The following is a 25,216-nucleotide window of genomic DNA, read 5'->3' as shown; positions in this document are numbered from 1 at the left end:
GCGCCAAGGTAGTCGTGGCGGCTCGCGGCGCGACGACGGGCCGGCGGCTCAGAACGTCTTGCGCCGGCGCATCCGCCAGGAGCGGCCGTCGGGGTCGTGCAGGTAGCGGTAGCTCGGCACGGCCAGCAGCTGGCGCGCCAGCGGCAGGCGGGGCTCGGGCAGGCGCCGCAGCCGGCCCGGCGGTCGCGGCCCGACCCGACCGCCGTCGTGCCAGGCCTCCAGCGCGTCGGCGCTCTCGGCGAAGCGCCGGAACATCTCGACCGGGTCGACGCAGTCGGCCATCACCTCGAGCAGCCCGGCGTCGTCCATGTCGTCGACCGAGGTCAGCTCGTCGGGGTCGAGGCGGTCGAGGTGCTCGGCGGCCAGGGTCAGGCGCAGGCGCTGGGCGAAGCCGGCCCGCCCCTCGGTGGCGCCGCGGTCGATGATGGCCGCCGAGAGCTCGGAGTCGTTGGTCCACGACCGGCGGCAGAAGTTGTCGGAGCCGATCGAGGCCCAGGCGTCGTCGAGCACGCACACCTTGGCGTGCACGTAGACGGGGGTGCCCGCATGGTTCTCGAGCCCGTAGAACGCCACGCGGTCGGGCGCCTCCAGCAGCAGCCGCTGCACGCCGCGCAGCCGGCCGAGGACCTGCGGGTCGCGGGCGAACCAGCCGTCCTGGTCGGGGTGCTGGGGCAGCACCACGACCACGTGCAGCCCCGGCTGGTTGCGCAGGGCGTCGGCCAGCACCGAGCTCATCTCGTGGCCCCACAGGAACTGGTCCTCGACGTAGACCAGTCGCTGGGCGTGCTTGACCGCCTTGGTGTAGCCGCGGGCCACCGACCGCTCGCCGCGGGGCGCGAAGTCGAACGCCCAGCCGGCGCCGAGCACCGGGTAGGTGCGCAGCAGCTGGACGGCGTGGCCGGTGTCGGTCTCTGCGTCCTCGCGGTCGGCGGCGTCGTCGGGGTCGTCGGGGTCGTCGGGGTCGTCGGCGGCGGGGGGCGGGGGCGGGGCCTGCGGGGGCAGCGGGCGCCGGGCGCCGTCGAGGTCGGCGCGCGCGTCGCGCAGGCGCCGCCACGGGTGCCGGGTCGTGGGGCTGGTGTCCTCCCAGCGCTCGCGGAAGACGGTCTCGACGTCGTGCACCACGGGCCCCTGCAGGGCGACCTGGACGTCGTGCCAGGGCGCGCGGTCGCCGTACTCGTCGGCGACGTGCAGGGTCTGCGGGTCGCCCTCGTGCACCGCGTCGTCGCGTCGGCCGTGGCACAGGTCGATGCCGCCGACGAAGGCGATGTCGCGGTCCGGGTCGTCGCGGTGGCGCACGACCACGAACTTCTGGTGGTGGGTGCCCGCGCGGGTCACGCGCATGTCGAGCTGGACGTCGGCGCCGCGCTCCTGCAGCAGGTCGCCGAGGTCGCGGTGCTCCTGGTGGGCGTAGCCCATCGCGGCGGCCTGCGAGCGCCACACCAGCGCCCGGACGTCGGCGCCACGGTCGAGGGCACGGCCCAGGACCTCCACCAGCTCGCTGCCCGGCTCGTCACCGAGGCGCTGGTCGGGGTCGGAGCGCCAGTCGGTGAACCAGACCAGGTCGCCCTCACCGGCCGCCTCGACGCAGCGCAGCAGCTCGGCGAAGTAGGTGCGCCCGTGCACCAGCGCCCGGACCCGGTTGCCGGTGGAGAACGCCGCGTCCGCGTGGGCGTCGTCGACCCGGGTGCACTCGTTGCCGCGCTCCTCGCGGGACAGGAACCAGTCGCGAGGGTCTGCACGGAGGGCCACCCGTGGAGGCTAGCCGGGGGCGGCCCGGCTCAGGTCAGCGGCAGGTGCGGGGCCAGGTCAGCGCGCTGGCCCGAGGCGCTGACCCGGCCGGAGTCCTCGGCCTGCACCCAGGTCATCGCCCCGGTGGCCAGCGCGATCCAGGTCGCGGCGTCGGTCTCGACGACGGCCGGCGGGGTGCCGCGGGTGTGGCGCACGCCCGGGATGACCTGCACGGCGGCGTACGGCGGCACCCGCACCTCGACCGAGTGCCCGGGGGCGCGCTGCTCGAGCACGGCCAGGAAGTGCTTGACCAGCAGCCGCAGGTCGGCGCGCTCCTCGGCGCCGGCGCCCAGCCGCTCGAGCGCGTCGGCGACGTCGGCGGGGTCGGCGGGGCGCAGGCGGGCGGGCACCGCGGCAGCCTAGTGCGGGGCGGCTCCGGGCTGCGAGGGCGAGGGGTGGCCGGTGGTGTCTGGGTGCTCGGGGTGATCGGGTAGACAGTGCCCATGGACCCGCACTCCTCCGGCCGCACCGCCCGCTCGCTCGAGACCCTGCACGCGATGTGCTACTTCGTGCCCGAGGTCGAGGAGGAGATCACCGCCCTCGGCGTGCGCCGGGGCCGCGGGGCCTACTTCGCCGGCCGCTCCGCGGCGATGGGCCGGGTCGGGCCGGGGCCGGTCGCGGCCACGTTCTACGTCTTCTCCCCCTCGCTGGTCGCGCACTTCGTGCCGGCCTGCTGGGAGGCCGCGGCCCCCGAGGACGTGCTGGTGGCGCGGCTGCGCGGCGTCGACGCGGCGTACCGTCGTCTCCTCGGCGACGACGTGCTCGCCTCGCCCGAGATGGCCGAGGCGGCCGCCTTGGCGCGCACCGCCGCCGAGGCCTGCACCCCCGAGGGCCGGGCGCTGTACGCCGCCCACGCCGACCTGGCCTGGCCCGAGGAGCCGCACCTGGCGCTCTTCCACGCCCTGACGCTGGTGCGCGAGCACCGCGGCGACGGACACGTGGCGACCCTGCTGTCCCACGGCCTGAGCGGCCTGGAGTCGCTGGTCACCCACACTGCGACCGGCACCGGCTTCACCGTGCCGGCGGCCCAGGCGACCCGCGGCTACTCGGGCGAGGAGTGGGAGGCCTGCGCGGCCGACCTGCACCGGCGCGGCTTGCTGGAGGCCGACGGGGCGCTCAGCGAGCAGGGCCGGGCGCTGCGCACCGCGGTCGAGACCGCCACCGACGAGGCCGGGCACGCGCCGTGGGCCGCGCTCGGCGACGAGGGCGCCGACCGGCTGCGCACCCTGGGCCGGCCGTGGGTCAAGCAGATGGTCGCCGGGGGCGTCTTCCCGGCGGGCGTGCTGGCCTGAGGCGGCGCGCACGACGTGCCCGAGGGTGACAGCGTCCACAAGCTCGCGCGGCGCCTGGACCGGTCGTTGCTCGGGCGCACCGTGGCCCGCTCCGACCTGCGGGTGCCGCGGTTGGCCACCCGCGACCTGGCGGGGCGTGCGGTCCTCGAACACGCCACCCACGGCAAGCACCTGCTGACCCGCTTCTCGGGCGGCGTCACCCTGCACAGCCACCTGCTGATGGACGGCGAGTGGTCGGTGACCCGACCCGGGCGCCGGCTCCCGCAACGCCTCCAGCCCGACGTGCGGGTCGTCCTCGAGACCACCGAGGGCTCGACCGCGTGGGGGCTGCGCCTGCACCAGCTCGACCTGGTCGCCACCGCTGAGGAGTCGCGGCTGGTCGGCCACCTGGGCCCCGACCTGCTGCACGACGACCTCGACGTCGCCGAGGCGGTGCGCCGGTTGCGCGCCGACCCCCAGGTGCCGCTGGTCAGCGCGATGCTCGACCAGACCCGGGTGGCGGGGCTGGGCAACCTGTGGGCCAACGAGCTGGCCTTCATCCTCGGCCGCAGCCCCTGGACCCCGGTCGGGGAGGTCGACGTCGAGCGCCTGGTCACCCTGGCCGCCCGCGCGCTGCGGCACTCCGCACTCGTGCCGGGCGCCTACCAGGTCACCACCGGCACGGGTCGCCGCGGAGAGTCGCACTGGGTCGCGGGCCGCCAGCGCCGTCCGTGCCTGCGCTGCGGCACCACGGTGCAGATGGTCGACGAGATCACGAACGACCCGGCTAACCGGCGTACGTGGTGGTGCCCGCACTGCCAACCGGGGCCGTCGCGCCCCTCGTCGTAGCCGCCCCTCGTCGTAGCCGCTCAGAGCGCGTCGAGGATCTCCAGGGTGCGGGCCCATGCCGGCGACGTCGGGTCGACGACGGTGAAGTGGTCGCCCTCGACCTCCACCAGCTCGGCCTGCGCACCGGCGGCGAGGGCGGCGTCGACGTAGCGCTGCGACTGGGTGGGCGGCACGATCGTGTCGTCGGCGCCGTGCACGCACCACACCGGCTGGTCGAGCGGCACCTGGCGCAGCGGGTCGACCGCGGCGTCGGCCGGGTCGGACGGGTCGGGGGCGTGGCCCAGGAACGCCGCCACCGCTCCCCCGCCGAGGCCGGCGGCCTGCGCGCCGACCAGGTCGAGCACCCCGGCCTGGGAGACGACGTGGGTCAGCTCGACCCCGTCCGCCCATCGTTGGTGGCGGGTGCGGGAGGCCGCCCAGGTCGCGAGGTGACCGCCCGCGGAGTGACCGAGCGCCACCACCGTGGCCAGGTCGAGGTCGGTGCCGGCGAGCAGGTCGACGCCGGCGGCGACGTCGTCGAGGGTCTCGGGCACCCCGCCCCCGGCGCCGTCCTCACCGGCGGCGCCCACCCGGCGGTACTCCAGCGCCAGCACCGCCCAGCCGGCCTCGACCAGGCCCGGCACCAGGGGCTCGGCGTACTCGATGCCGTACTCCGCCTTCCAGAACCCGCCGTGCACCACCACCACGACCCCGCGCGGGGTGCCGGCGGGACGGGTCAGCACGGCGTACTGGCTGGGGTCGTCGCCGTAGGTGAGCCGCTCGGTCGCGGAGCCGTCGGCAGGTGCGGGCACGGGTGGGACCTCCTGGGGGCCGGTGGCGCAGGCTCCCACGAGGGCGGTGAGGCCGGCGAGGGCGGGCAGGGCAAGCAGGGTACGTCGACGCACACCCGTTGGTTCGTAGCCGCGGCTCACCCCGATGCCGACCAGTCAGCTTTTCACCACCCACCAGTCACTTCTGCACCATCGAGAGGTCGATGGTCGGCCCAGGGGCGGTCCGGAACTGACTGGTGGATGGTGCGGAAGTGACCGCTCGTGCCTCACTCGTCGGGTCCGCGCCGCAGCCGCTTGGTCTGGCTGCGCTGCTTCTTGGCCTCGAGCCGGCGGCGCTGGGAGCCGCGGGTCGGCTTGGTGGGTCGCCGCTTGGGGGGCGGCGGGCCCGCGGCCGAGCGCACCAGCGCGGCGAGCCGTTCGCGCGCGGCGCGCCGGTTGGCCAGCTGGGTGCGGAACTCCGAGGCGCTCACGGTCAGCACCCCGTCGACGAGTCGGCCGGCGAGGGAGTCGAGCACCCGCGAGCGGACGACCGGGGGCAGAGACGAGGCGGCGACGTCGTACGACAGCTCGACGCGCGAGTCGGTCGTGTTCACGCCCTGCCCGCCCGGGCCCGAGGAGCGGGAGAAGCGCTCGCTGAGCTCGGCCCCCGGGATCACCAGGGTCCGGGTCACGGGCAGGTCGTCAGGCACCCGCCCATCATGACGCGGGCCGTCCCCGTGGCCGCACCTGCCGTCGTCCCGAGGTGAAGTTCAGGCCGACTCGGGGCGAGGTTCGGGCCGGGTCGGGGCGAAGTTGGGGCCGGGTCGGGGCGAAGTTCGGGCCGAGTCAGAGGGTGGCGGCGACCGCGGCGGGGTCGCCGGCCAGGGCGGCCGGCAGCGTGGCCGTCCAGGCGGAGCGCAGACGCAGCAGGTTGACCTCGAAGGCGCCCTCGACCACGAGCTCGTCGCCGCCGGTGCGGCCCAGCTCGGTGACCGGCACGCCGTGGCGGGCGGCCAGCTCGAGCAGTGCCGGAGCGTCGGCGTCGGCCACGGTCACCACGGCCCGGCCCGCCGACTCTGCGAAGAGCGCGAGGAACGGGTCGCCGCCGGCGACGGCGGCCAGGTCGACGCGCACGCCGCACATGTTCGCCAGCGCCGACTCGGCCAGGGTCTGGGCCAGTCCGCCGTCGGAGACGTCGTGGGCACTGGTGAGCAGGCCCACGCCCTCGTGGAGCAGCGCGGCGAGCGACTTCTCCGCGGCCAGGTCGACCCGCGGCGGCAGGCCGCCGAGGTGGCCGTGCACGACGTGGGCCCACTCAGAGCCCGACAGCTCCTCGCGGGTCTCGCCGAGCAGGAAGACGTTCTCGCCCGGGTCGTCGCCCTCGACGGAGCGCCAGCCGGTCGGCGTACGCCGGGTGACGTCGTCGATGACGCCCAGCACCGCCACCACCGGGGTGGGCAGGATCGCGGTCTCGCCGGTCTGGTTGTAGAGGCTGACGTTGCCGCCGGTGACGGGGATGCCCAGCTCGAGGCAGCCCTCCTTGAGGCCGCGGCAGGCCTCGGCGAACTGCCACATCACGTCGGGGTCCTCGGGGGAGCCGAAGTTGAGGCAGTCGGAGATCGCCAGCGGGACGGCGCCGCCGGTGGCGACGTTGCGGTAGGACTCGGCCAGTGCGAGGCGGGCCCCGGTGTAGGGGTCGAGCTTGGCGAAGCGGCCGTTGCAGTCGGTGGCCACGGCGACGCCGAGGTTGGTCTCCTCGTCGATGCGCACCATGCCCGAGTCGGAGGGCTGCGAGAGCACGGTGTTGCCGCGCACGTAGCGGTCGTACTGGTCGGTGATCCACGACTTGTCGCACAGGTTGGGGCTGGCCACCAGGCGCAGCAGCGTCTCGCGCAGCTCCTCGCCGCCGCTCGGGCGGGCCAGGGCCTCGGCGCCGTCGGCCTGCAGGGCGTCCTGCCAGGCCGGGCGAGCGAACGGGCGCTCGTACGTCGGCCCGTCGTGGGCCACCGAGCGCGGCGGCACGTCGACCACGCGCTCGCCGTGCCAGTCGATCTCGAGCCGGCCGGTGTCGGTGACCTCGCCGACGACGACGGCCTCGACGTCCCACTTGGCGCAGATCGCCATGAACGCCTCGACGTCGCCGGGCTCGACGACGGCCATCATCCGCTCCTGGCTCTCGCTCATCAGGATCTCCTCGGGCGCCAGCGTGGAGTCGCGCAGCGGCACCCGGTCGAGCTCGACGTGCATACCGCCGTCACCGGCACTGGCCAGCTCGGAGGTGGCGCAGGAGAGCCCGGCGCCGCCGAGGTCCTGGATGCCGGCGACCAGGCCGGCGGCGAAGATCTCCAGGGTGCACTCGATCAGCAGCTTCTCCATGAACGGGTCGCCGACCTGCACGCTGGGCCGCTTGGCCGGGCCGGAGCCCCCGTCTTCGGACTCAGTGAAGGTCTCGCTGGCGAGCACGGAGACGCCGCCGATCCCGTCGCCGCCGGTGCGGGCGCCGTACAGGATGACCTGGTTGCCCACGCCCGAGGCCTTGGCCAGGTGCAGGTCCTCGTGGCGCAGCACGCCGACGCACAGCGCGTTGACGAGCGGGTTGCCCAGGTAGCTCTCGTCGAAGACGGCCTCGCCGCCGATGTTGGGCAGGCCCAGGCAGTTGCCGTAGTGACCCACGCCCTCGACGATGCCGGGCAGCACCCGGTGGGTGTCAGGGGCGTCGAGCGGGCCGAAGCGCAGCGGGTCCATCACCGCGACCGGGCGCGCGCCCATGGCCAGGATGTCGCGCACGATGCCGCCGATGCCGGTCGCGGCGCCCTGGTGCGGCTCGACGTACGACGGGTGGTTGTGCGACTCGACCTTGAAGGTCACCGCGTAGCCCTGGCCGACGTCGATGACGCCGGCGTTCTCGCCGATGCCGGCGAGCATCGCGCCAGCGGGGGTCTCCTGCGGGATCTCCCCGAACTGCTTGAGGTGCACCTTGGAGGACTTGTAGGAGCAGTGCTCGCTCCACATCACCGAGTACATCGCCAGCTCGCTGGAGGTGGGGCGGCGCCCGAGGATCTCGCGGATCCGGGCGTACTCGTCGGCCTTCAGGCCCAGGTCGGACCAGGGCTGCTCACGGCCCGGGTCGTCGGCCGCGGCGGCGACGGTGTCGAGAGCGGAGACGCGGGGCTGCGGGGGGACCTCAGGCACGGGGGCCAATCTACCGGCGCCGTCGTCGGCGCCCGCGCCCGACCGGCACCGCTCGCGCACACCCCCTCTGACCTGGGAGAACTACACGCCTGTAGTTCAATCGTTCGCTGTTACTCGTGTGACTGGAGTGGTTATGGTGGCGCAGCCCGGCAGGTCGGGCACCGTTCTTCCCCGCCTCGTAGGAGCCCTCGATGTCCCGACAGACCTCCCCCCGGGTCCGCCTCGCCCTCGCCGGCGCCCTCAGCGGCGCGCTGGCCGTCACCGGCGTCGCCGCGCAGGCCCCGCTCGCCTCCGCCGCCGACCAGGGCGGCAGCAGCTCGACCGGCGAGCGCCGCGCGCCCACCGTCGAGGAGGGCCAGGTCGTCACCCCCGGCGACTTCACCGGCTACGGCTTCGACCAGTGCCTGGCGCCCACCCAGAAGGCGATGAACACCTGGTGGCGCACCTCGCCGTTCTCGGCGGTCGGCATCTACATCTCCGGCAAGTCCCGCGCCTGCCGCGACCAGCCCAACCTGACCCCCACCTGGGTGGTCAAGCAGGCCACCCGGGGCTGGCGCCTGCTGCCGATCACCCTCGGCCCGCAGGCCTCCTGCCAGCCGCGGTTCCCCCGCTACGACGACGACGTCACGATCGACCCCCGCCCGGGCCGCAAGGGCACCTACGTCCAGGCGCTCAAGATGGGCCGGCGCGAGGCCGTCTCGGCCGTGGCCGCCGCGAAGGCGCTCAAGATCGCCGAGGGCAGCACGCTCTGGTACGACCTCGAGGGCTTCGACCACAACAACACCGCCTGCCGCGAGTCGGCGCTGTCCTTCCTCTCCGGGTGGACCCAGAAGCTGCACACCCTCGACTACGTCTCCGGCGTCTACTCCAGCGTCTCCTCGGGCATCAAGGCGCTCGACGACGCCCGCGTCAACCGCCCCGACCGCTTCGTCCTGCCCGACGCCATCTGGCTGGCGCGCTGGGACGGTGTCGCCAACACCTCCAGCAGCTACGTCCGCGAGGACGGCTGGCGCCCCGGCGGCCGGGTCAAGCAGTACCGCGGCGGCCACGACGAGACCTGGGGCGGGGTGCGGATCAACATCGACTCCAACTTCCTCGACCTGGGCAAGGGCAGCACCGCCCGCCCGCAGGGCGAGATGTGCGGCGGCACCCGCGTCAACTGGCCCTCCTACGAGATGCTGCGCCCGCCGCGGGAGACGAAGAACGGCACCAAGCGCTCCGACCCGGCGAAGGTCGCGGCCCTGCAGTGCCTGCTCAAGCAGCGCGGCTACTTCGACACCGAGATCACCGGCACGTACGGCGGCCGCGTCGTCACCGCCACGACGGCCTGGCAGCGCGACCACGGGTTCGCCGAGAAGGACCTCTGGGCGCGCACCCACTGGATGTCGCTGCTGGCCACCGGCTCCAAGACGACCACCAAGTACGGCTCCAGCGGCGACGCCGTGCGCCGGCTGCAGCGCAGCCTCAACGCCGCCTCCCCCAAGGCGCGGGTCGTCGTGACCGGCGTCTACGGCGCGGCCGTGGAGAAGGCCGTCAAGGACTGGCAGAAGCGCGTGGGGATGAGCGCCTCGGGCGTCGTCAACGCCGCCACCTGGCGCAAGCTCCAGGCCGGCAAGCGCAGCTGAGCCCGGGGCGGGGCGGGCCGGGTCGGGTCGGGGTCGGGGTCGGGGTCGGGGCTGCGCGGGATCAGCCGACCGGCGGGCCGGCCACCAGCGCGGCGCCGGTGAGCGCCACGACCGCCGCGAGACCGGTCAGCAGGCCCCGCGCCGGGTGGCGCACCAGCCAGGCGACCGGACGCTCGAGCCCGGTGGGCGCGCCAGAACCGGTGGCGCCGGTCCCCTGGGACCGCAGCCGCCAGGTGTCGCCGAGCAGGCCGCGTCGATCGGCGTACCGCTCGAAGGGGAGGGTGGCCAGGGGCGGGACCGCGCTGGCCAGGCCGAGCACGGTGCGGGCCAGGCCCCAGCGCTGGTCGATGGCCACCACGAGCGCGGTGACGGCGTAGGCCACGAAGACCACGCCGTGCAGCATCCCGAAGACGCTGACCGCGCGGTCGGTGGTCTCGGTGACGTACTTGAGGAACATCCCGACCAGCAGCAGCGACCAGGTCACCGCCTCGGCGGCCGCCAGCCGGCGGAACAGCAGGCGCGGGGTCACGCGAGGACGGCCTCGACGAGGCTGGTGAAGAAGCCCAGCCCGTCGGTGCCGGAGCCGGTCAGCGACTCCACGGAGTGCTCGGGGTGCGGCATCAGCCCGACCACGTTGCCGCGCTCGTTGCTCACGCCCGCGATGTCGCGCAGGGAGCCGTTGGGGTTGTGCTCGACGTAGCGCGCCACGACCTGGCCTTCCCCCTCGAGCCGGTCGAGGGTGGCCTCGTCGGCGACGTAGCCGCCCTCGCCGTTCTTGAGCACGACCGTGATCTCCTGGCCGGCCGAGTAGGCGGAGGTCCAGGGGGTGTCGGTGCGCTCGATGCGCAGGCGCTGGTCGCGGCACACGAACTTGCGGTGGTCGTTGCGGATCAGCGCGCCGGGCAGCAGGTGCGACTCGCAGAGGATCTGGAAGCCGTTGCAGATGCCGAGCACGGGCATCCCGCGCTGGGCCGCCTCGACGACCTCGGCCATCACCGGCGAGAACCGCGAGATGGCGCCGCAGCGCAGGTAGTCGCCGTACGAGAAGCCGCCCGGCAGGACGACCGCATCGACGCCCTTGAGGTCGTGCTCGCCGTGCCACAGGGCGACGGCCTCGTTGCCGCCCAGACGCACGGCGCGCTGCGCGTCGACGTCGTCGAGCGAGCCCGGGAAGGTGACGACACCGATCTTCACGCGCGCACCTCGACGGACTCCTCGACGCGCACCGTGAAGTTCTCGATCACCGGGTTGGACAGCAGCGTCTCGGCCACCCGGGACACCTCGGCCAGCACGTCGTCGGTCACCTCGCCCTCGACCTCGAGCTCGAAGCGCTTGCCCTGGCGCACGTCGGAGACCCCGGTGAAGCCCAGCCGCGGCAGCGCGCCGAGCACCGCCTTGCCCTGCGGGTCGAGGATCTCGGGCTTGGGCATCACGTCGACGACGACACGGGGCACGGGGCGCTCCTGGAGGGTGGGGCGGGAACAGCTGCTCGGGACGGTCCCATCCTAGGCGCCGACGGCAGCCGCCCACCCGTGCGGTGCCTGCACAATGGGCTCATGAGCATGAACCCCGGCTCCCGCGCCCGCTCCGCCCTGCCGCTGGAGTTCCCCCAGTCCCTGGCCGTGTACGACGACTACGCCGACGCCCAGCGCACCGTCGACCACCTCTCCGACAACAAGTTCCCGGTCGAGCACCTGATGATCGTGGGCACCGACCTCAAGCGGGTCGAGCGGATCACCGGGCGCCTGACCACGGGCCGCGTCGCCCTCGGCGGCCTGGCCTCCGGCGCCTGGTTCGGCGCCTTCATCGGCCTGGTCTTCACGCTCTTCACCGAGGAGGGCTTCTTGGCCACGTTCCTGCCGGTGGTGGTGATCGGTGCGCTCTTCGGCGTGGTCTTCGCCCTCGTCGGGTACGCCGCCTCGCGCGGGCGCCGCGACTTCTCCTCGGTCACCCAGGTGGTGGCCACCCGCTACGAGGTGCTGGTCGAGCACAAGCACCAGGCCCGTGCCCGCGAGCTGCTGGCCGACCTCCCCGGCGCGCTGCCCAACCCCTTCGCCTGACCCGGCCCAGATCTCGCGCTGACCCGGCCCGAACTTCGCAGCGACCCGGCCCGGATCTCCGGCGGGGAGATCCAGGACGGGTCGGCGGGAAGTTCAGGCCGGGTCGGCGGGACATTTGCGCCGGGTCGGCGAGACATTTGCGCCGGGTCAGCGACGGCGCTGGAGCACCACGATGACCAGGGCGACGCCGAGACCGGCGACGATCGGGCCGAGGGTGCCCAGGGTGCGGTCCCCGCCGGCGGTCTCCCCGCCGACCCCGCCGTCGTAGGAGAGGCCGAGGTAGGTCACCACGGCCCCTCCGACGATCATCACGGCCGCGACGGCCAGCCCGAGGATCCGGGCTCCGGTCACGACAGCTCGCGCTTGAGGATCTTGCCGGTCGCGGTCATCGGCAGGTCCTTGCTGAACTGCACGATGCGCGGGTACTTGTAGCCGGCCATCTGCTCCTTCGACCACGCGACGATCTCGTCCTCGGTGGTGGTGGAGCCCTCGTTCATGATCAGGACGGCCTTGATCTCCTCGCCGTGCGAGTCGTGCGGCACGCCGATGACCGCGGCCAGCGAGACGTCGGGGTGGCTCATCAGCACCTCCTCGATCTCGCGGGGGTACACGTTGTAGCCGCCGCGGATGATCATGTCCTTGGAGCGGTCGACGATGTAGTACCAGCCGTCCTCGTCCTTGCGGCCCAGGTCACCCGAGCGGAACCAGCCGTCCTGGATCGACTCCGCGGTCGCGTCGGGGCGCCCGTAGTAGCCCTTCATGATGTTGTGGCCCTTGATGGCGATCTCGCCGACGGCCTCGGGGCCGCTCTCCTCGATCTCGCTCCAGTCACCCGGCTCGGGGCTGATCAGCTTCATCTCCACGCCCGGGATCGGCTTGCCGATCGAGCCGACGCGGGGCTCCTCGCCGTACGGCGAGAACGAGGCGACCGGGCTGGTCTCGGAGAGGCCGTAGCCCTCGAGGATGGTGACGCCGAACTTCTTCTGGAAGTCCTTGTGCACCTCGACGGGCAGTGCCGAGCCGCCGGCCGCCGCGACCCGCAGGTTGTCGGCGAGGGACGAGACGTCGTGGTCGGGGGTGAGCGCGCCCAGCAGGCCCCAGTACATCGTCGGGACACCGGCGAAGAAGGTGACCTTCTCCTTGAGCATCAGCTGCAGCGCCGGCTCGGCCTCGAAGCGGGGCAGCATCACCACGGTGCCGCCGAAGGCGAAGCCGCCGTTCTGGATGACGGTCTGGCCGAAGGAGTGGAACAGCGGCAGCACGCACAGGAACGTGTCGGGCTTCTCGGCGTCGGCGCCGAAGAGGTCCTTGCCGGCCAGCGCGTTGTCGCGCATGTTGCGGTGGCGCAGCTCGGCGCCCTTGGGCTGGCCGGTGGTGCCCGAGGTGTAGAGGATCACCGCGGTGTCGTCCTCGTCGGTGGCCACCGACTCGAACGTCGGCGGCTGCTGGGCCATCGCGCGGCCCATCGTCTCGGTGCCCTCGACGGGCGACTCGGCGGCCGGGTCGGCGGTGATCATGAAGAAGTGCTCGCACGAGTCGGTCTCGCTGAAGCCGGCGTGGCCCTCGGTGCCGATGGGCAGCTCGGGGGTGCCCTGGAAGCAGAAGAACGCCTTCGCGTCGGAGTCGGCGAGGTGGTAGGCCACCTCGCGCCCCTTGAGCAGGACGTTGAGCGGCACGACGGTCGCGCCGGCCTTGAGGATGCCGTAGTAGACGATCGAGAAGTACGGCAGGTTGGGGCAGCTCAGTGCCACCTTGTCGCCGGGCTGGACGCCCCGGGAGGCGAGCAGGTTGGCGACCTGGTTGGCGGCGCCGTTCACCTGCGCGTAGGTCAGGCGGGTCTCGCCGAAGATGATCGCGTCGCGGTCGGCGTGCTTCTCGGCCGAGCCCTCGAGCAGGCTGGCAAGGTTGTAGCTGGTCACGTGGTGGCCTCCGTCACGTTGGGGATGGCCCCAACCTACCGACGCCGCCTCACCCCTTCGACGGGCCCTCGCACATCGCGGCCGCCCGGCGCAGGTCGGCGCGCACGGGGAACGCGGAGCCGAGGCTGAGCAGCAGCCCGAGCGGGCGCAGCGGCCCCGGCCCGCTGATCCGGAAGCCGTAGGTGACGTCGCACCCCGCGGCGGTCGGGGCGAAGGTCAGCTCGAGGGTGGCGCGCACGGCACGCCAGGTGCCGACCTCGGCCCAGCGGCGCGGGCGCTCGTACGTCGTGGTCCGCATCGCCGGGCGCAGCCCCGGCCGGGTGACGTCGACCCAGCGCTGGCCCAGCCCGACCTCGCCGACGACGTCCTCGACCCGGGCCAGGCTCGACTGCCACTGCGCCCGGTTGGCCGGGTCGACGAGGTAGTCGAAGGCCACCTCCGGCGCGCAGCCGAAGGCGACGGTGCCGCCCACGGTGCGCTCCCCCGCCGGCTCGGAGCAGCTCACCACGACTGCCCGGTCAGCAGCTCGTAGGCCTCGACGTAGCGGGCCCGGGTGCGCTCGACGACCTCGCTCGGCAGCGGCGGCGGCGCGCCACCGGAAGCGCGGTCCCAGCCGGCCTCGGGCGAGAGGGCCCAGTTGCGCACGATCTGCTTGTCGTACGACGGCTGGGTGCGCCCGGGCTCCCACGCGGCGGCGGGCCAGAAGCGCGAGGAGTCGGGGGTCAGCACCTCGTCACCGAGCACGACCGCCCCGGCGGGGTTGCGCGCGGCGCCCGCGGAGCGCCCGAACTCGAGCTTGGTGTCGGCCAGCAGGATGCCGCGCTCGCGGGCGAGCTCCTCGGCGCGGGCGTAGACCGCCAGGGTCAGCTCGCGCAGGTGGGCGGCGTCGGCCTCGCCGATCCGCTCGGCGACGGCGGCGTAGGAGACGTTCTCGTCGTGCTCGCCCAGCTCGGCCTTGGTGGCGGGGGTGAAGATCGGCTCGGGCAGCCGGCTGCCGTCGACGAGCCCGTCGGGCAGCGGCACGCCGCACACCGCGCCGCCGGCGCGGTAGTCGAGCAGCCCGGAGCCGGTCAGGTAGCCGCGCGCGACGCACTCGACGGGGAACATGTCGAGGCGCTCGCAGACGACCGCACGCCCGCGCACCGCGGCGGGCACGTCGGTGGAGAGCACGTGGTGGGGCACCAGGTCGGCGAGCTGCTCGAACCACCACAGCGACATCCGGGTCAGGATCTCGCCCTTGTCGGGGATGGTGGTGTCGAGCACGAAGTCGAAGATCGAGAGACGGTCGCTGGCCACCACCAGGAGCTGGCCGGCGTGCTCGCCCTCCTGGACCTCGTAGAGGTCGCGCACCTTGCCCGAGTGCAGGTGGCGCATGCCGTCGAGGGCGGGGGCGGGCGGGATGTTGAGGTCGGCGCTCACCCGCTCAGCCTAGGGCTGCCTCACGCACGGCGACGGGGCCGGCCCGGAGGATCGCTCCTCCGGACCGGCCCCGCCGGTGCTGCCGGGTGGTGCTGGGTGTCAGCCGATCAGCGGCGCAGGCCGTCGCTGTGGTCGTGCGCCGGGTGCAGCTCGGCGTTGCGGGCGGCCTTCTCGGCGGCCTTGCGCTCGGCCTTGCTCATGCGCGGGGCAGGTGCGGGCGAGTCCTCGCCCAGACCCTCGGTGCTGACGGCGTACGTCGCCACGGAGTGCGCGATGGCGTTGGACATCTCGTCGATCGCGTCCATGCTCACGTTGTCGCGGTCGTCGCACTCGGCGTGGTAGCACGGGTCGTAGGCGACGCCGGCCTCTCCGCCGTAGATGGCCGCCTGCTCCTCGGTCTTGACGCCCTCGGCGCCGGTGAACAGGCCACCGGACGGGATGTCGACGCCCTCGACGATGAACGGGCCGTAGTCGGAGCGACCGCTGAACGGCGTCGCCTCGGACTCCAGACCCTCGCTGGCGAAGAACTCGTTGAACATCTCCTCGATGTCGTCGGAGCCGGCCGGGCCGACCGCGCCGCCACCCTCGGAGTTGTCACCGTCGTAGACGAAGCGCACGTAGTTGGGCGAGCCGACCATGTCGAAGTTGAGGTAGAGGGCGATCTCGTCGATCTCCTCCTGGCTCAGCTCGGCGACGTAGTGCTCGGAGCCGAGCAGGCCCAGCTCCTCGGCGCCCCACCAGGCGAAGCGCACCTGGTTCTCGAGCTTGCCCTTCCCCTTGCCCTTGGCCTTCTTGCCGTGGCCCTTCTTCTTGCCCTTCTTGTCGAACTTGGAGAGCTTGAGCGCCGTCTCGAGGATGCTCGCCGAGCCGGAGCCGTTGTCGTTGATGCCGGGGCCCTCGGGCACGGAGTCGAGGTGCGAGCCGACCATCACGACGTTGTCCTTGTCGCCGCCGCGGGTCTCGGCGAGGACGTTGTAGGTCTCGCGGATCTCCGAGGTGGTGTCGGCGAAGAGGCGTACCTCGGTGCCGGCCGGGTCGATGAGGTCCTGACCGACGGCGAAGGAGGTGCCGACCACGGGGATCTCGTAGCCGGGCTGCCCCAGGGTGCCGACGAAGGAGTCGGTGCGACCCTCGACCCCGGCGTTGAAGATGATGACGCCGGCGGCGCCGGCCTCCTGCGCGTTGAGCGCCTTCTGGCCGAAGGCACAGCTGCCGCGCTGGATCAGCGCGATCGAGCCCTCGGGGAACGCGGCGAAGTCCTCGGCCTCGCAACCGCTGGTGCTGGCGGCGTTGGCGGTGCCGTCGGTGTCGACGGCGACCACGGCTGCGGTCACGTCGCCGGAGCCGGAGTAGGTCATGCTCGAGAAGTCCTCGGGCGTGGCGTACGTCGTCGCGTCGGGGCTGGTCTGCGCCAGCTCGGCCGGGGCGTTCTCGACGAAGTAGGCGAAGTCGAAAGCCTGGACCTCCGGGGTGTAGCCCGCCTTGGTCAGGGTGCGCACGATGTAGCGCACGCTGGCGTTGTAGCCCGGGGTACCCGAGGCGCGGTTGCCGTCGAACTTGTCCGAGATCTCCTGGAGCTTGTCGAGGTGCTCGTCGATGCCGTCGCCCTTGACCCGCTTGGTCAGCTGCTTGGGGAGGTCGAAGCCCCCCGCCGAGCCGTTCTTGCCGCGCTCGGCGGCCTGGATGGTGGTGGTGTCGTCGTCGGCGTTGGCGGTGAAGCCGACGCCACCGGCGACGAGTGCTGCGGCCGTGGTGACGGCGAGTGCCGGCACGGCGGCACGGGACAGTGAACTGAGACGCACGAGTTCCTCCGAGATGTCCGCCCGGACCCCCGGCTGCTCCGGGGCGGGCCTGTCATGTGCGCGTCACCTTAGGTAGGTGTGACCCGGGCCACAAGGGGCCACGCCGAATTACCGACCTCTCGTTCAGTCGACCGTTCGGTCGCCCGTTCGGTCGACCTGCGCGGAGCGCCGCCACGGGGGCGGCTGGCCCTGCAGGAACCACTGCATCTGCCGGGTGATCCACGGCAGCGCCGCGTAGGTCATCACCGGGGTCATCACCAGCACGGTCAGCAGGATCCGCAGCGGCAGGGCGACGTCGGCGACGTACGACCCGGCGCCCCAGTTGACCAGGACGCTGAGGGGGTAGAAGACCAGGAAGATGGTCACCGCCTGCTTCCAGCGTGGCGGGGGCGGCGGGTTGAGGCGCAGGTCGCGCACGTCGCGGCTGGTGGGCTCGTCGAACCACCCCTCGATGCCCGTACGCCGCTCGACGCGGGACTCGCGCACCCCCAGCCCGACGGCCGCGTCGCGCCACCACTCCCGCTCGTGCGAGCCCTCCCAGCGCGCGAGCGCCTCGGCGTCGGCGAAGCGGTAGAGCATGTGCCAGGTCTCGGAGTCGGCCTCGGGACGCACCCAGCCCGCGCCCAGGAAGCCGGGGAAGCGCTGGGCCAGCGCCGTGCCCGCCTGCAGCCAGCTGACCATCTCGGCCTCGCGCCCGGGGTCGAGGTGCCGGGTGATGGAGACGGTGACGGGGGCACTCATGGCCCGGATCCTCCCGGTGCCGCGCCCGGGCACCAAACCGGGTGCACGCGGGTGCGACAGGATGGGGTGGTGGCCGGGCGAGACGGGAAGGAACCCGAGGGCCCACCGGGTTCCGAGGACATGACCCCCTCGGCCGCGCCCGCCCAGCGCGGGGAGGCGACCCGTGCGGAGGCCTTCGCCCGCTGGGTCGAGCCGGAGGTCGAGGTGCTGCTGCGGGTGGCACACACCCTCACCGGGTCGTGGAGCGACGCCGACGACGTCGTGCAGGACACGCTGGTGCGGGCCTGGGGGGCGGTGGACCGCTTCGACGGGCGCCACCCCCGGGCGTGGCTGCTGACGATCCTGCGACGCACCCACCTCAACAGCCTGCGGCGCGGCCGCCCCGACCTGGTCGAGGACGACGTGCTGGCCCGGCACCGGCCGGCCTTCGGCGCCGCGCACGCCTCCTCCCCCGAGCAGGTCGTCGACGACCGCGCCTTCGACGCCGACGTGGCCGAGGCGGTGGGCTCGCTGGGCGAGCAGTTCCGCCGGGCGGTGCTGCTCGTCGACGTCGACCACCTGACCTACGACGAGGCCGCGGCCGTGCTCGACGTGCCGACGGGCACCGTCGTCTCGCGCGTCAGCCGCGGCCGCTCCCGCCTGCGGGCCGCGCTGGCCCACCGCCGACCCCGAGGAGGCAGCCGGTGACCAGGAGGATGCAGGGCCCCCGCTCGATGCTCGAGTGCTGGTGGTCGGGCCGGGTGCTCGACCGCTACGTCGAGCAGCAGCCCGCGATCCCGCTCACGCCCGCCGAGCGTGACCGGCTCGAGCGCCACCTGTCGGTGTGCGAGCGGTGCGCCACCTCGGCCACCGAGCGGCGCCGCGTGCTCGCGGCCCTCGACCGCCTCGGCGACCAGCACGCCCCGCCCCCGGCGTCGCTGCGCCGGGCCCACGACCTCGTCCGCGACCTGACCGACGGAGACCCCGCATGACCGCGACCGACCCCGCGACCGCCCCCTCGATCGCTCCGCCGACCGCCGCGCCCGGCGTACGCCGCTCGGACCCGCTCACCACGCCCGACGGCGCGCCCTGGGACCTGCTGGTCGTCGGGGGCGGCACGGCGGGCCTGGTGGCGGCGCACACCGCGGCCGGCTTCGGCGCGCGGACCCTGCTGGTCGAGCGGCACCGCACGGGCGGCGACTGCCTGTGGACCGGCTGCGTGCCGAGCAAGGCGATGCTGGCCGCCGCGCACGCCGCCGCGGCCGCCCGGCGCGCCCCGCGCCTGGGCGTGCACGTGGGCGACGTGCACGTCGACTTCGCCGCGGTGATGCGCCACGTGCACGACACCATCGCGCGCATCGAGCCGGTCGACTCCCCCGAGCGGCTGCGCGGGGCGGGCATCGCGGTCGCCCACGGCGACGTCACGATGACCGGCCCGCAGAGCGCGGTGGTCGACGGCGAGCCGGTGCGGTTCGCACAGGCCCTGCTGGCCACCGGTTCCTCCCCCAGCGTGCCCGGCATCCCCGGCCTGGCCGAGGCCTCACCGCTGACCTCCGACGACGTGTGGGACCTCACCGAGCTGCCCGGGCGGCTGCTGGTGCTGGGCGGCGGCCCGATCGGCTGCGAGCTGGGCCAGGCCTTCGCCCGGCTGGGCAGCCGGGTGAGCGTCGTCGAGGCGGGCCCGCGCGTGCTGGGCCCCGAGGACGCGCACGCGGCCGCCCTGGTCGCGGCGGCGCTGCGCGCCGACGGCGTCGACCTGCAGGAGGACGTCTCGCTCGAGCGCGTCGAGGGCACCCCCGGCGACCTGGCCGCGCACCTCTCCGACGGCACCGTGCTGCACGTGGACCGGGTGCTGGTGGCGGTCGGGCGCACGCCCGGCACCCACGACCTGGGGCTGGGCTCCGCCGGGGTCGAGGTGCGCGAGAGCGGCCACGTGGTGGTCGACGGCGCGCTGCGCACCACCAACCCCCGCATCTGGGCCGCCGGCGACCTCACCGGGCACCCCGCCTTCACCCACGTGGCCGGCATGCACGGCAGCCTGGCCGCCTCCAACGCGGTGCTGGGGCTGCGCCGCAAGGTGCGCCTCGACACCATCCCCCGGGTCACCTACACCCAGCCCGAGGTGGCCTCCTTCGGCGTCGGCACCGAGACCGACGACCCGTCGCACACGGTGCACCGCGTCGACGCCACCGAGATCGACCGCGCCGTCGCCGAGGGCGACACCGACGGGGAGGTCGCGGTGGTGCTCGACGGCCGCGGCCGCCTGGTGGGCGCCCGCGTCGTGGGCCCCCGGGCCGGGGAGGTGCTGGCCGAGCTGACCCTGTCGGCGCAGGCCGGCGTCAGCCTGCGCACCGTCGCCGGCACCATCCACCCCTACCCCGCGTGGAGCGACGGCGTCTCGAAGGCCGCCGTCGCGCGCACCCGCGAGGAGCTGGCCCGTCCGCTGCCGGCGACCGTCACACGGGTCCTGTCGCGGGGTCGGCGTCGGTGGGTGCAGCACCGCGCGTCCGCCGCTGGCGCCACACGCCCAGCACGGTGAGCAGCACCAGCGCGGCGATCGCGAGCAGGAACGGCGGCGAGCCGGGGTCGGTGCCGAAGGCGCCGACGGCCACGTAGACGGCCGAGCCGGGCACGATGCCCAGCACCGTGGCGCCGGCGTACGTGCGGGTGCTCACCGAGGTCAGGCCGAAGGCGTAGTTGGCGGTGCTGAAGGGCACCAGCGGGACCAGCCGCGCCAGCAGCACTGTGGCGAAGCCGTTGGCGCGCACCCGCTCGTCGAGGCTGGCGAAGCGCTGCCCGGTCAGGCTGCGCACGGCGTCGCGACCCAGCACCCGGCTCAGCAGGAACGCGGACACGGCGCCGACCACCGCGGCGCCGAGCACGGCGACCAGGCCGGTGCCGAAGCCCAGCAGCAGGCCGCCGAGCACCGTCATCACCGCGGTGGGACCGGCCGGCAGCAGGCTGATGGCGGCGTAGGCCGCCACGAACGCCGGCACCGCCCACCCGCCGAGCCCGTCGAGGGTCGAGCGCAGCTCGGCCTGGCTGGGCAGGCCCACGCTGAGCTGCAGCGCCACCGCGGCGACCACCAGCGCCAGCAGCACGCCGGCCTTGAGCAGCACGCCCCGGCTCATCGCTGCCCCTCCAGCACGTGGCAGCGCTCGGGGGACAGCGCCAGCCGGGCCGCGCCGCCGGGGACCACCGCCGAGCCGACGGGCAGGTGCGCACGCAGCGCGGTGCCGTCGGCCAGCGCCGTCTCGACCACCAGGTGGGTGCCGGCGAAGCGGACCTCCTTGACCGCGACCCGCACGTCGTACGCCGCCGGCGCGGCGTCGCCGGCCAGGGCCAGGGCCTCGGGCCGCACGACCAGCACCGCCGGGCCGGCCGTGGCGCCGGTGGGCACGGCCAGGGTGCCGTCGTGGCTGGTGAAGCGCCCGTCGGCCACCTCGCCGGTCAGCTCGTTGACGGGGCCGAAGTAGCGCGCGGTCGCCAGGGTGTCGGGGCGGGTGTAGACCTCCTCGGGCGTGCCGGCGCCCACGACGCGGCCCTCGTCGAGCACGACGACCCGGTCGGCGACGTCGACGGCCTCGTCGCGGTCGTGGGTCACGAACAGCGTGGTCACCCCGAGCTCGTCGTGCAGGCGGCGCACCAGCCCGCGCATGTCGTCGCGCAGCTCGGGGTCGAGCTGGCTGAACGGCTCGTCGAGCAGCAGCACCCGTGGGCGGCGCAGCAGCGCGCGGGCCAGCGAGACCCGCTGCTCCTGCCCGCCGGAGAGCTCGTGCGGACGCCGGGCGCCGAGGTCGTCGAGGCGCACCCGGCGCAGCATGTCGCGCACCTCGGCCCGCTCGTGGGCGCGGGACGCGCCGGCCATCCGCAGGCCGAAGCCGACGTTGCGGGCCACGTCGAGGTGCGGGAAGAGCAGCGGCTTCTGCAGCACCAGCCCGACCGGGCGGTGCTCGGGGGGGCTGCCCAGCACGTCGACGTCGTCGATGCGCACGCTGCCCGCGTCGGGTCGCTGCAGGCCCGCGAGGACCGCGAGCGTGGTGCTCTTGCCGCAGCCCGAGGGGCCCAGCAGCGCGGTGAAGCTGCCCGGCTCGAGGTCGAGGTCGAGCCCGTCGACGGCCGTGGTGGACCCGAAGCGGACCACCAGGTCGCGCACCGCCACCCGGGCGGCCGGCCCGGAGGCCGGTTGGTCAGCGGCCGGCCGGGCGGCGGCGTCGCGCTCGTGGTCGCGCTCGTGCCGGCGCCTACGCACGGGAGACCCCCATCCAGGCGACGTCGCGTCCGGCGACCCGGGTCAGGGCGAGCACCAGCAGCACCGGCGGCGCCACCACCAGCAGGCCGAGCGCGGCGGCCGCGGTGCGGTCGGAGGACTCGATGGCCGAGAAGAGCAGCAGCGGCAGGGTCGTGACCCGGCCCCCACCGACGAGGAGGGTCAGCACGTACTCGCTCCAGGAGATCAGGAAGGTCAGCAGGAAGGCGGTCACCAGCGCCGGGCGCAGCAGCGGCAGGCTCACGTGGCGCAGGGTCGCCACCGGGCCGGCGCCCAGCACCCGGGCCGCCTGCTCGTGGTCGGTGTCGAGGTCGGCGTGGGCGGCGGCGAGCAGGCTGGCGGCGTAGGGCACGGTCGGCACCAGCTGGACCAGCACCACCCCGGCGACGGTGTCGGCGAGCCCGTAGCGGATGAAGAAGACCTGCAGGCCCAGGGTGACCGCCAGCGGGGGCACGATGATCGGGGCCAGCAGCAGGAACTGCACCAGCCGGCGCCCGCGGAAGCGGTGCAGGCCGAGCGCCCGCCCGGCCGGGAGGCCCACCAGGCAGGCCAGCAGCGCGACGCTGGTGGAGACCAGCACGGAGGTGCCCAGGGCAGCCAGCACGCCGTCGCCGAGCAGCAGTCGCAGCCCCCGGGTGCTCAGCTCGGGCGGCAGCAGGGCCGGGTAGCGCCAGGCGCCGGCAACGGCCCACAGCACGACCGGAAGCATCGGCAGCACCGTGACCACCGCGACGACGGCGACCGCCGCGCCGCGCCATGGGGAGTGCTTCACAGCGACCGCCTCGCCAGGCCGCCGACGAGGCGCAAGTAGGCCAGCGCCGCGAGCGTGGTCAGCAGGGCGACCAGCACGGCCAGGGCCATCGCCTCGGGCCGCGAGGTCAGGTCGATGTCGCGGTAGCGCTGGAAGGCCTCCACCGACAGCGTCGTCGGGTAGGGCCGCCCCAGCAGCCGGGGCACCTCGTAGGAGGCGGTGACGAAGGCCAGCACCAGCACCGACGCGGCCGCGACCGGCGGGGCCAGCACCGGCAGCGTGACCTCGCGCAGCCGCTGCCAGCGCGAGGCGCCCAACGTCGAGGCGACGTCCTCGAGGTCGGAGACGCGGCGACCCAGCGCGGCCAGTGCCACGACGGCCACGAAGAAGGTCTCCTTCCACGTGTACTCCGCGATGATCCCCCAGCCGAAGGCGTCCTGGGTCAGCGCCGGCACGTCCTGCACCGAGTCCACCAGCCCGAGCCGGTACGCCGCGCGCGAGAGCAGGCCGGAGGGGGCCAGCAGCAGGCCGATGGCCAGCGCCCCGACCAGGTGCGGCACGGCCAGGGTGCCGTGGAAGAGCACCGCGAGGCGGCGGCGCCCGCCCAGGCGGCGTACGAGCAGGGCCAGGGCGGTGCCGAGCACGGCGGCGGCCGCGGTGGAGATCAGCGAGACCCGGGCGGTGAGCAGCAGCGAGGCGTGCACCGCCGGGTCGGCGAGCACGCGGCGGTAGGCGTCGAGCGACCACTGCGACTCCCCCACCACGGGGGCGAAGCCGAGGCTCTGCAGCACCGCCTGCAGCACCCCGCCGACGACGAAGACCCCGACGACCAGCAGGGCGGGGGCCAGGAGCAGGGCGATGCGCAGGCGCGGGCTCATCCCTCGCCCCGCAGGACCCGTGCCCTCCAGTCGTCCTCGATCCGGGCAAGGGTGGCGCTGTCGAGCTCGGGCAGCGCGTCGGCGGTGAGCTCCTCGGGGCTCAGCACCGAGGGGCCCGCGTCGACGGCGGCGAACCGCTCGGCGAGGGCGGGCTCGACGGTGTCGAGGTCGATGACCGGGAAGATGCCGGTGGCCTCGTAGAGCCCGAGCTGGACCTCGGGGTCCTGCAGCACGTCGGCCAGGACCATCGCGCCGGCGCGGTCCTCGGCGTTGGCGGGCACGCCGACGAAGCTGACGTTGGAGATGTTGCCGACCGAGAGCACCGTCTCGCGGGTGCTCTCGGGGAAGACGCCGTCCTCGACGAGGCTGCCGACCGCGCCGGGGCCGTAGGTCAGGAAGGCGCTGATCTCGCCGTCGGCGTAGAGCTTCTCGACCTCCTCCTGGCTCACCGGGTAGGTCTCGCCGCCGCGCCAGAAGCCGTCGGAGGCGTCGAGCAGCCGGTCGAAGGTCTCGTCGCGGGCCTCCTCGTAGACGTCGTCGTCGAGACCGCCGCCCTCGGCCGCGGCCGTGACGGTCTCGGCGCCGAGGGTGTCGTAGAGGAAGGTGCGCACCGCCATCGAGCCGGTGAAGTCGGGCGGGGCGGGGTGGGTGAAGCGCCCCGGCTCACGTGCGGTCCAGGCCAGCAGCGACTCGACCGACTCCACGTCGGCCTCGTCCAGCACCGCGCTGTCGTAGACCAGCGCCGAGCTGGCCTGCTGCCAGGCGGCCTCGCAGCCCTCGACCGGGACCCCGAAGTCGGTGGCCACGGCTGGGTCGTCGAGGTCGACGTGCTCGGCGTTGGGCAGGTCGGCGGTCCAACCGCAGGCCCACAGGTCGGCCTGCACACCGGTGGCGAAGTTCTCGCCGTTGACCCAGATCGCGTCGACCGAGCCGCCCGAGGTGCGTCCGGCCTGCTGCTCGCCGAGCACCTTGTTGACCGCCTCGGCGGTGTCGGTGATCTTGACCTGGTTGAGGGTGACCCCGAGGTCGGCGAGGCGGTCGGCGACCTCGCCGTCGACGAACGTGTTGAGCCGCTGGTCGCCGCCGTACATGTACCAGTCGACGCTCTGGCCCTGCGCCTCGGCGAGCACGGCGTCCCAGTCGGAGGCGTCGACCGCCGCGGCCTCGTCCTGGGCGCCGCCGCACGCGGAGGCCAGCAGCGCGGTGGCGGCCAGGGCGGTCGTCAGCAGGGCGGGGCGGGCGGGTCGGCGGGCGCGGCGGGTCACGTGATCTCCTCGGGAAGTGGTCCGGGGGTGGTTCGGAGCGGACGCAGGGCGCGGATGCCCAGGACGACCCGCTGCAGCGCGGTGAGGGCGACCATCGCGGCGAAGACCCAGAGCACGGTCTCGGCGTGGTCCGGCAGCAGGCAGAGCACGGCGTAGGCCAGCACCGTCTCGGTGCCCTCGGCCAGCCCGCCCACGAAGAGCACCGAGCGACCGTCACCACGGGCGCCGCGCTTCTCCAGCAGCGGCGCCAGGGCCAGGAACGCGGTCCCCGAGACGTAGTAGGTCAGCAGCAGCACCAAGCAGGCCAGGCGCGCCTCCGGCACCGCGACACCCACGGCGAGCACGAAGCCGCCGTACACGCTGAAGTCGGCGAGCAGGTCGAGGAAGCCGCCGAGGTCGGTGGCTCCCCGGCGGCGTGCCAGCGGCCCGTCGAGGCCGTCGAGGGCCCGGTTGGCCAGCCACAGCACCAGCGCGAGCGACCAGTGCGAGGTCGCCACGGCGACGCAGGCGGCGAGGCCGACCAGCCAGCCGAGCCCGGTCACGGCGAGCGGGCGCACCCCCAGCCGGTCGAGACCGGCCGCGGCGGCGTCGAGGCCGGGCGCGATGACGCGGCGCACGGGGGCGTCGAGCACGGCGGGGCCTCCTGGTCAGGGATCTG

Annotated in this window: 27 protein-coding genes; 7 read left to right on the top strand and 20 right to left on the bottom strand. The window is 74.3% G+C overall.

Translation table 11 applies throughout. The features are described 5' to 3' along the window. Positions 1-48 precede the first annotated feature (48 nt). A complete protein-coding gene (locus QWJ41_RS01565; RefSeq protein WP_302705386.1) occupies positions 49-1,749 on the bottom strand; it encodes a phospholipase D family protein in 1,701 nt (566 codons plus the stop codon). A 29-nt stretch (positions 1,750-1,778) separates the two neighbouring features. Beyond that, a complete protein-coding gene (locus tag QWJ41_RS01560) occupies positions 1,779-2,138 on the bottom strand; it encodes a sterol carrier family protein (RefSeq protein WP_302705385.1) in 360 nt (119 codons plus the stop codon). A gap of 93 nt (positions 2,139-2,231) precedes the next feature. Here QWJ41_RS01560 and QWJ41_RS01555 point away from each other — a divergent pair, with 93 nt between their 5' ends. Both QWJ41_RS01555 and QWJ41_RS01550 read left to right on the top strand, forming a co-directional pair. Continuing rightward, a complete protein-coding gene (locus QWJ41_RS01555; protein ID WP_302705384.1) occupies positions 2,232-3,080 on the top strand; it encodes an SCO6745 family protein in 849 nt (282 codons plus the stop codon). A 15-nt stretch (positions 3,081-3,095) separates the two neighbouring features. Continuing rightward, a complete protein-coding gene (locus QWJ41_RS01550; RefSeq protein WP_302705383.1) occupies positions 3,096-3,908 on the top strand; it encodes a DNA-formamidopyrimidine glycosylase family protein in 813 nt (270 codons plus the stop codon). A 20-nt stretch (positions 3,909-3,928) separates the two neighbouring features. On the opposite strand, the gene QWJ41_RS01545 is transcribed toward QWJ41_RS01550, so the two are convergent. From QWJ41_RS01545 to purL, 3 genes are all read right to left on the bottom strand, one after another. Next, the gene (locus QWJ41_RS01545) at positions 3,929-4,792 is read right to left on the bottom strand and encodes an alpha/beta hydrolase family protein (protein ID WP_302705382.1); all 864 of its coding nucleotides are present in this window, start codon (positions 4,790-4,792) and stop codon (positions 3,929-3,931) included. 152 nt (positions 4,793-4,944) lie between these two features. Beyond that, a complete protein-coding gene (gene arfB / locus QWJ41_RS01540; RefSeq protein ID WP_302705381.1) occupies positions 4,945-5,367 on the bottom strand; it encodes an alternative ribosome rescue aminoacyl-tRNA hydrolase ArfB in 423 nt (140 codons plus the stop codon). A gap of 136 nt (positions 5,368-5,503) precedes the next feature. Continuing rightward, positions 5,504-7,849 carry a phosphoribosylformylglycinamidine synthase subunit PurL gene (gene purL, locus QWJ41_RS01535; protein ID WP_302705380.1) on the bottom strand — a complete coding sequence of 782 codons (2,346 nt, stop codon included), beginning with the start codon at positions 7,847-7,849 and terminating at the stop codon, positions 5,504-5,506. A 191-nt stretch (positions 7,850-8,040) separates the two neighbouring features. On the opposite strand from purL, the gene QWJ41_RS01530 reads away from it, so the two are divergent. Beyond that, positions 8,041-9,474 carry a glycoside hydrolase domain-containing protein gene (locus QWJ41_RS01530; RefSeq protein ID WP_302705379.1) on the top strand — a complete coding sequence of 478 codons (1,434 nt, stop codon included), beginning with the start codon at positions 8,041-8,043 and terminating at the stop codon, positions 9,472-9,474. 61 nt (positions 9,475-9,535) lie between these two features. On the opposite strand, the gene QWJ41_RS01525 is transcribed toward QWJ41_RS01530, so the two are convergent. From QWJ41_RS01525 to purS, 3 genes are read right to left on the bottom strand one after another with little or no spacing between them, the layout of a single operon-like run. Next, a complete protein-coding gene (locus tag QWJ41_RS01525) occupies positions 9,536-10,003 on the bottom strand; it encodes a DUF3817 domain-containing protein (protein WP_302705378.1) in 468 nt (155 codons plus the stop codon). Then, positions 10,000-10,668, bottom strand: a complete 669-nt coding sequence (gene purQ, locus QWJ41_RS01520; protein ID WP_302705376.1) for a phosphoribosylformylglycinamidine synthase subunit PurQ — start codon at positions 10,666-10,668, stop codon at positions 10,000-10,002. The genes QWJ41_RS01525 and purQ overlap by 4 nt, the downstream gene beginning before the upstream one ends. Further along, positions 10,665-10,928: a phosphoribosylformylglycinamidine synthase subunit PurS gene (purS, locus tag QWJ41_RS01515; protein WP_302705374.1), complete on the bottom strand. Its 264-nt coding sequence runs from the start codon at positions 10,926-10,928 to the stop codon at positions 10,665-10,667. Before purS ends, purQ begins: the two co-directional genes overlap by 4 nt. 102 nt (positions 10,929-11,030) lie before the next feature. Between purS and QWJ41_RS01510 the strand changes: the two genes are divergently transcribed. Then, positions 11,031-11,534 carry a YflT domain-containing protein gene (locus QWJ41_RS01510; protein ID WP_302705373.1) on the top strand — a complete coding sequence of 168 codons (504 nt, stop codon included), beginning with the start codon at positions 11,031-11,033 and terminating at the stop codon, positions 11,532-11,534. A 147-nt stretch (positions 11,535-11,681) separates the two neighbouring features. Here QWJ41_RS01510 and QWJ41_RS01505 read toward each other — a convergent pair whose 3' ends face one another. The 6 genes from QWJ41_RS01505 to QWJ41_RS01480 all read right to left on the bottom strand — a co-directional run bounded on the left by QWJ41_RS01505 (position 11,682) and on the right by QWJ41_RS01480 (position 17,415). Continuing rightward, positions 11,682-11,885 carry a hypothetical protein gene (locus QWJ41_RS01505; protein ID WP_302705371.1) on the bottom strand — a complete coding sequence of 68 codons (204 nt, stop codon included), beginning with the start codon at positions 11,883-11,885 and terminating at the stop codon, positions 11,682-11,684. After that, the gene (locus QWJ41_RS01500) at positions 11,882-13,453 is read right to left on the bottom strand and encodes a long-chain-fatty-acid--CoA ligase (protein ID WP_302705370.1); all 1,572 of its coding nucleotides are present in this window, start codon (positions 13,451-13,453) and stop codon (positions 11,882-11,884) included. The genes QWJ41_RS01505 and QWJ41_RS01500 overlap by 4 nt, the downstream gene beginning before the upstream one ends. A 49-nt stretch (positions 13,454-13,502) precedes the next feature. Next, the gene (locus QWJ41_RS01495; RefSeq protein WP_302705368.1) at positions 13,503-13,961 is read right to left on the bottom strand and encodes an SRPBCC family protein; all 459 of its coding nucleotides are present in this window, start codon (positions 13,959-13,961) and stop codon (positions 13,503-13,505) included. After that, positions 13,955-14,827 carry a phosphoribosylaminoimidazolesuccinocarboxamide synthase gene (locus QWJ41_RS01490; RefSeq protein ID WP_302705670.1) on the bottom strand — a complete coding sequence of 291 codons (873 nt, stop codon included), beginning with the start codon at positions 14,825-14,827 and terminating at the stop codon, positions 13,955-13,957. Before QWJ41_RS01490 ends, QWJ41_RS01495 begins: the two co-directional genes overlap by 7 nt. Positions 14,828-14,979: 152 nt before the next feature. Further along, positions 14,980-16,644: a M28 family metallopeptidase gene (locus tag QWJ41_RS01485; protein ID WP_302705367.1), complete on the bottom strand. Its 1,665-nt coding sequence runs from the start codon at positions 16,642-16,644 to the stop codon at positions 14,980-14,982. A gap of 153 nt (positions 16,645-16,797) precedes the next feature. After that, positions 16,798-17,415, bottom strand: a complete 618-nt coding sequence (locus QWJ41_RS01480) for an antibiotic biosynthesis monooxygenase (protein ID WP_302705366.1) — start codon at positions 17,413-17,415, stop codon at positions 16,798-16,800. 120 nt (positions 17,416-17,535) lie between these two features. Here QWJ41_RS01480 and QWJ41_RS01475 point away from each other — a divergent pair, with 120 nt between their 5' ends. Genes QWJ41_RS01475 through QWJ41_RS01465 form a run of 3 tightly spaced genes read left to right on the top strand, consistent with a single transcriptional unit; the run spans position 17,536 to position 19,933 of the window. After that, positions 17,536-18,102 (top strand): RNA polymerase sigma factor, encoded by a 567-nt coding sequence (locus QWJ41_RS01475; RefSeq protein ID WP_302705365.1) that lies wholly within the window; start codon positions 17,536-17,538, stop codon positions 18,100-18,102. Then, positions 18,099-18,386 carry an anti-sigma factor family protein gene (locus tag QWJ41_RS01470; protein WP_302705363.1) on the top strand — a complete coding sequence of 96 codons (288 nt, stop codon included), beginning with the start codon at positions 18,099-18,101 and terminating at the stop codon, positions 18,384-18,386. The genes QWJ41_RS01475 and QWJ41_RS01470 overlap by 4 nt, the downstream gene beginning before the upstream one ends. After that, positions 18,383-19,933 carry a dihydrolipoyl dehydrogenase family protein gene (locus QWJ41_RS01465; RefSeq protein ID WP_302705362.1) on the top strand — a complete coding sequence of 517 codons (1,551 nt, stop codon included), beginning with the start codon at positions 18,383-18,385 and terminating at the stop codon, positions 19,931-19,933. Before QWJ41_RS01470 ends, QWJ41_RS01465 begins: the two co-directional genes overlap by 4 nt. On the opposite strand, the gene QWJ41_RS01460 is transcribed toward QWJ41_RS01465, so the two are convergent. Genes QWJ41_RS01460 through QWJ41_RS01435 form a run of 6 tightly spaced genes read right to left on the bottom strand, consistent with a single transcriptional unit; the run spans position 19,851 to position 25,190 of the window. Then, entirely contained in the window at positions 19,851-20,525 is a 675-nt protein-coding gene (locus QWJ41_RS01460; RefSeq protein WP_302705361.1) for a TVP38/TMEM64 family protein, read from the bottom strand. The genes QWJ41_RS01465 and QWJ41_RS01460 overlap by 83 nt on opposite strands. Next, a complete protein-coding gene (locus tag QWJ41_RS01455; RefSeq protein WP_302705360.1) occupies positions 20,522-21,646 on the bottom strand; it encodes an ABC transporter ATP-binding protein in 1,125 nt (374 codons plus the stop codon). The genes QWJ41_RS01460 and QWJ41_RS01455 overlap by 4 nt, the downstream gene beginning before the upstream one ends. Then, positions 21,639-22,436 (bottom strand): ABC transporter permease, encoded by a 798-nt coding sequence (locus QWJ41_RS01450; protein ID WP_302705359.1) that lies wholly within the window; start codon positions 22,434-22,436, stop codon positions 21,639-21,641. The genes QWJ41_RS01455 and QWJ41_RS01450 overlap by 8 nt, the downstream gene beginning before the upstream one ends. Beyond that, complete coding sequence (locus QWJ41_RS01445) at positions 22,433-23,293, bottom strand: ABC transporter permease subunit (protein ID WP_302705358.1); 861 nt, start codon at positions 23,291-23,293, stop codon at positions 22,433-22,435. Before QWJ41_RS01445 ends, QWJ41_RS01450 begins: the two co-directional genes overlap by 4 nt. Then, on the bottom strand, positions 23,290-24,558 hold the full coding sequence (locus tag QWJ41_RS01440; protein WP_302705357.1) for an ABC transporter substrate-binding protein: 1,269 nt from the start codon (positions 24,556-24,558) through the stop codon (positions 23,290-23,292). The genes QWJ41_RS01445 and QWJ41_RS01440 overlap by 4 nt, the downstream gene beginning before the upstream one ends. Beyond that, positions 24,555-25,190, bottom strand: coding sequence for a CDP-alcohol phosphatidyltransferase family protein (locus QWJ41_RS01435; protein ID WP_302705356.1), 636 nt, complete (start codon positions 25,188-25,190; stop codon positions 24,555-24,557). Before QWJ41_RS01435 ends, QWJ41_RS01440 begins: the two co-directional genes overlap by 4 nt. Positions 25,191-25,216 lie beyond the last annotated feature (26 nt).

The organism is Nocardioides cremeus (genome assembly GCF_030518195.1).
Lineage (GTDB): Bacteria > Actinomycetota > Actinomycetes > Propionibacteriales > Nocardioidaceae > Nocardioides > Nocardioides cremeus.
The sequence above is the reverse complement of the archived record's forward strand: the minus strand, read 5'-3'. Positions and strand labels throughout refer to the sequence as shown.

Bases quoted from the DNA above. Each gene is read 5' to 3' on its own strand.
- QWJ41_RS01445 (WP_302705358.1), bottom strand. From the start codon at position 23,293: ATGAGCCCGCGCCTGCGCATCGCCCTGCTCCTGGCCCCCGCCCTGCTG.
- QWJ41_RS01475 (WP_302705365.1), top strand. From the start codon at position 17,536: ATGACCCCCTCGGCCGCGCCCGCCCAGCGCGGGGAGGCGACCCGTGCG.
- QWJ41_RS01465 (WP_302705362.1), top strand. From the start codon at position 18,383: ATGACCGCGACCGACCCCGCGACCGCCCCCTCGATCGCTCCGCCGACC.
- QWJ41_RS01480 (WP_302705366.1), bottom strand. From the start codon at position 17,415: ATGAGTGCCCCCGTCACCGTCTCCATCACCCGGCACCTCGACCCCGGG.
- QWJ41_RS01490 (WP_302705670.1), bottom strand. From the start codon at position 14,827: ATGCGCCACCTGCACTCGGGCAAGGTGCGCGACCTCTACGAGGTCCAG.
- QWJ41_RS01555 (WP_302705384.1), top strand. From the start codon at position 2,232: ATGGACCCGCACTCCTCCGGCCGCACCGCCCGCTCGCTCGAGACCCTG.
- QWJ41_RS01530 (WP_302705379.1), top strand. From the start codon at position 8,041: ATGTCCCGACAGACCTCCCCCCGGGTCCGCCTCGCCCTCGCCGGCGCC.
- QWJ41_RS01460 (WP_302705361.1), bottom strand. From the start codon at position 20,525: ATGAGCCGGGGCGTGCTGCTCAAGGCCGGCGTGCTGCTGGCGCTGGTG.
- QWJ41_RS01510 (WP_302705373.1), top strand. From the start codon at position 11,031: ATGAGCATGAACCCCGGCTCCCGCGCCCGCTCCGCCCTGCCGCTGGAG.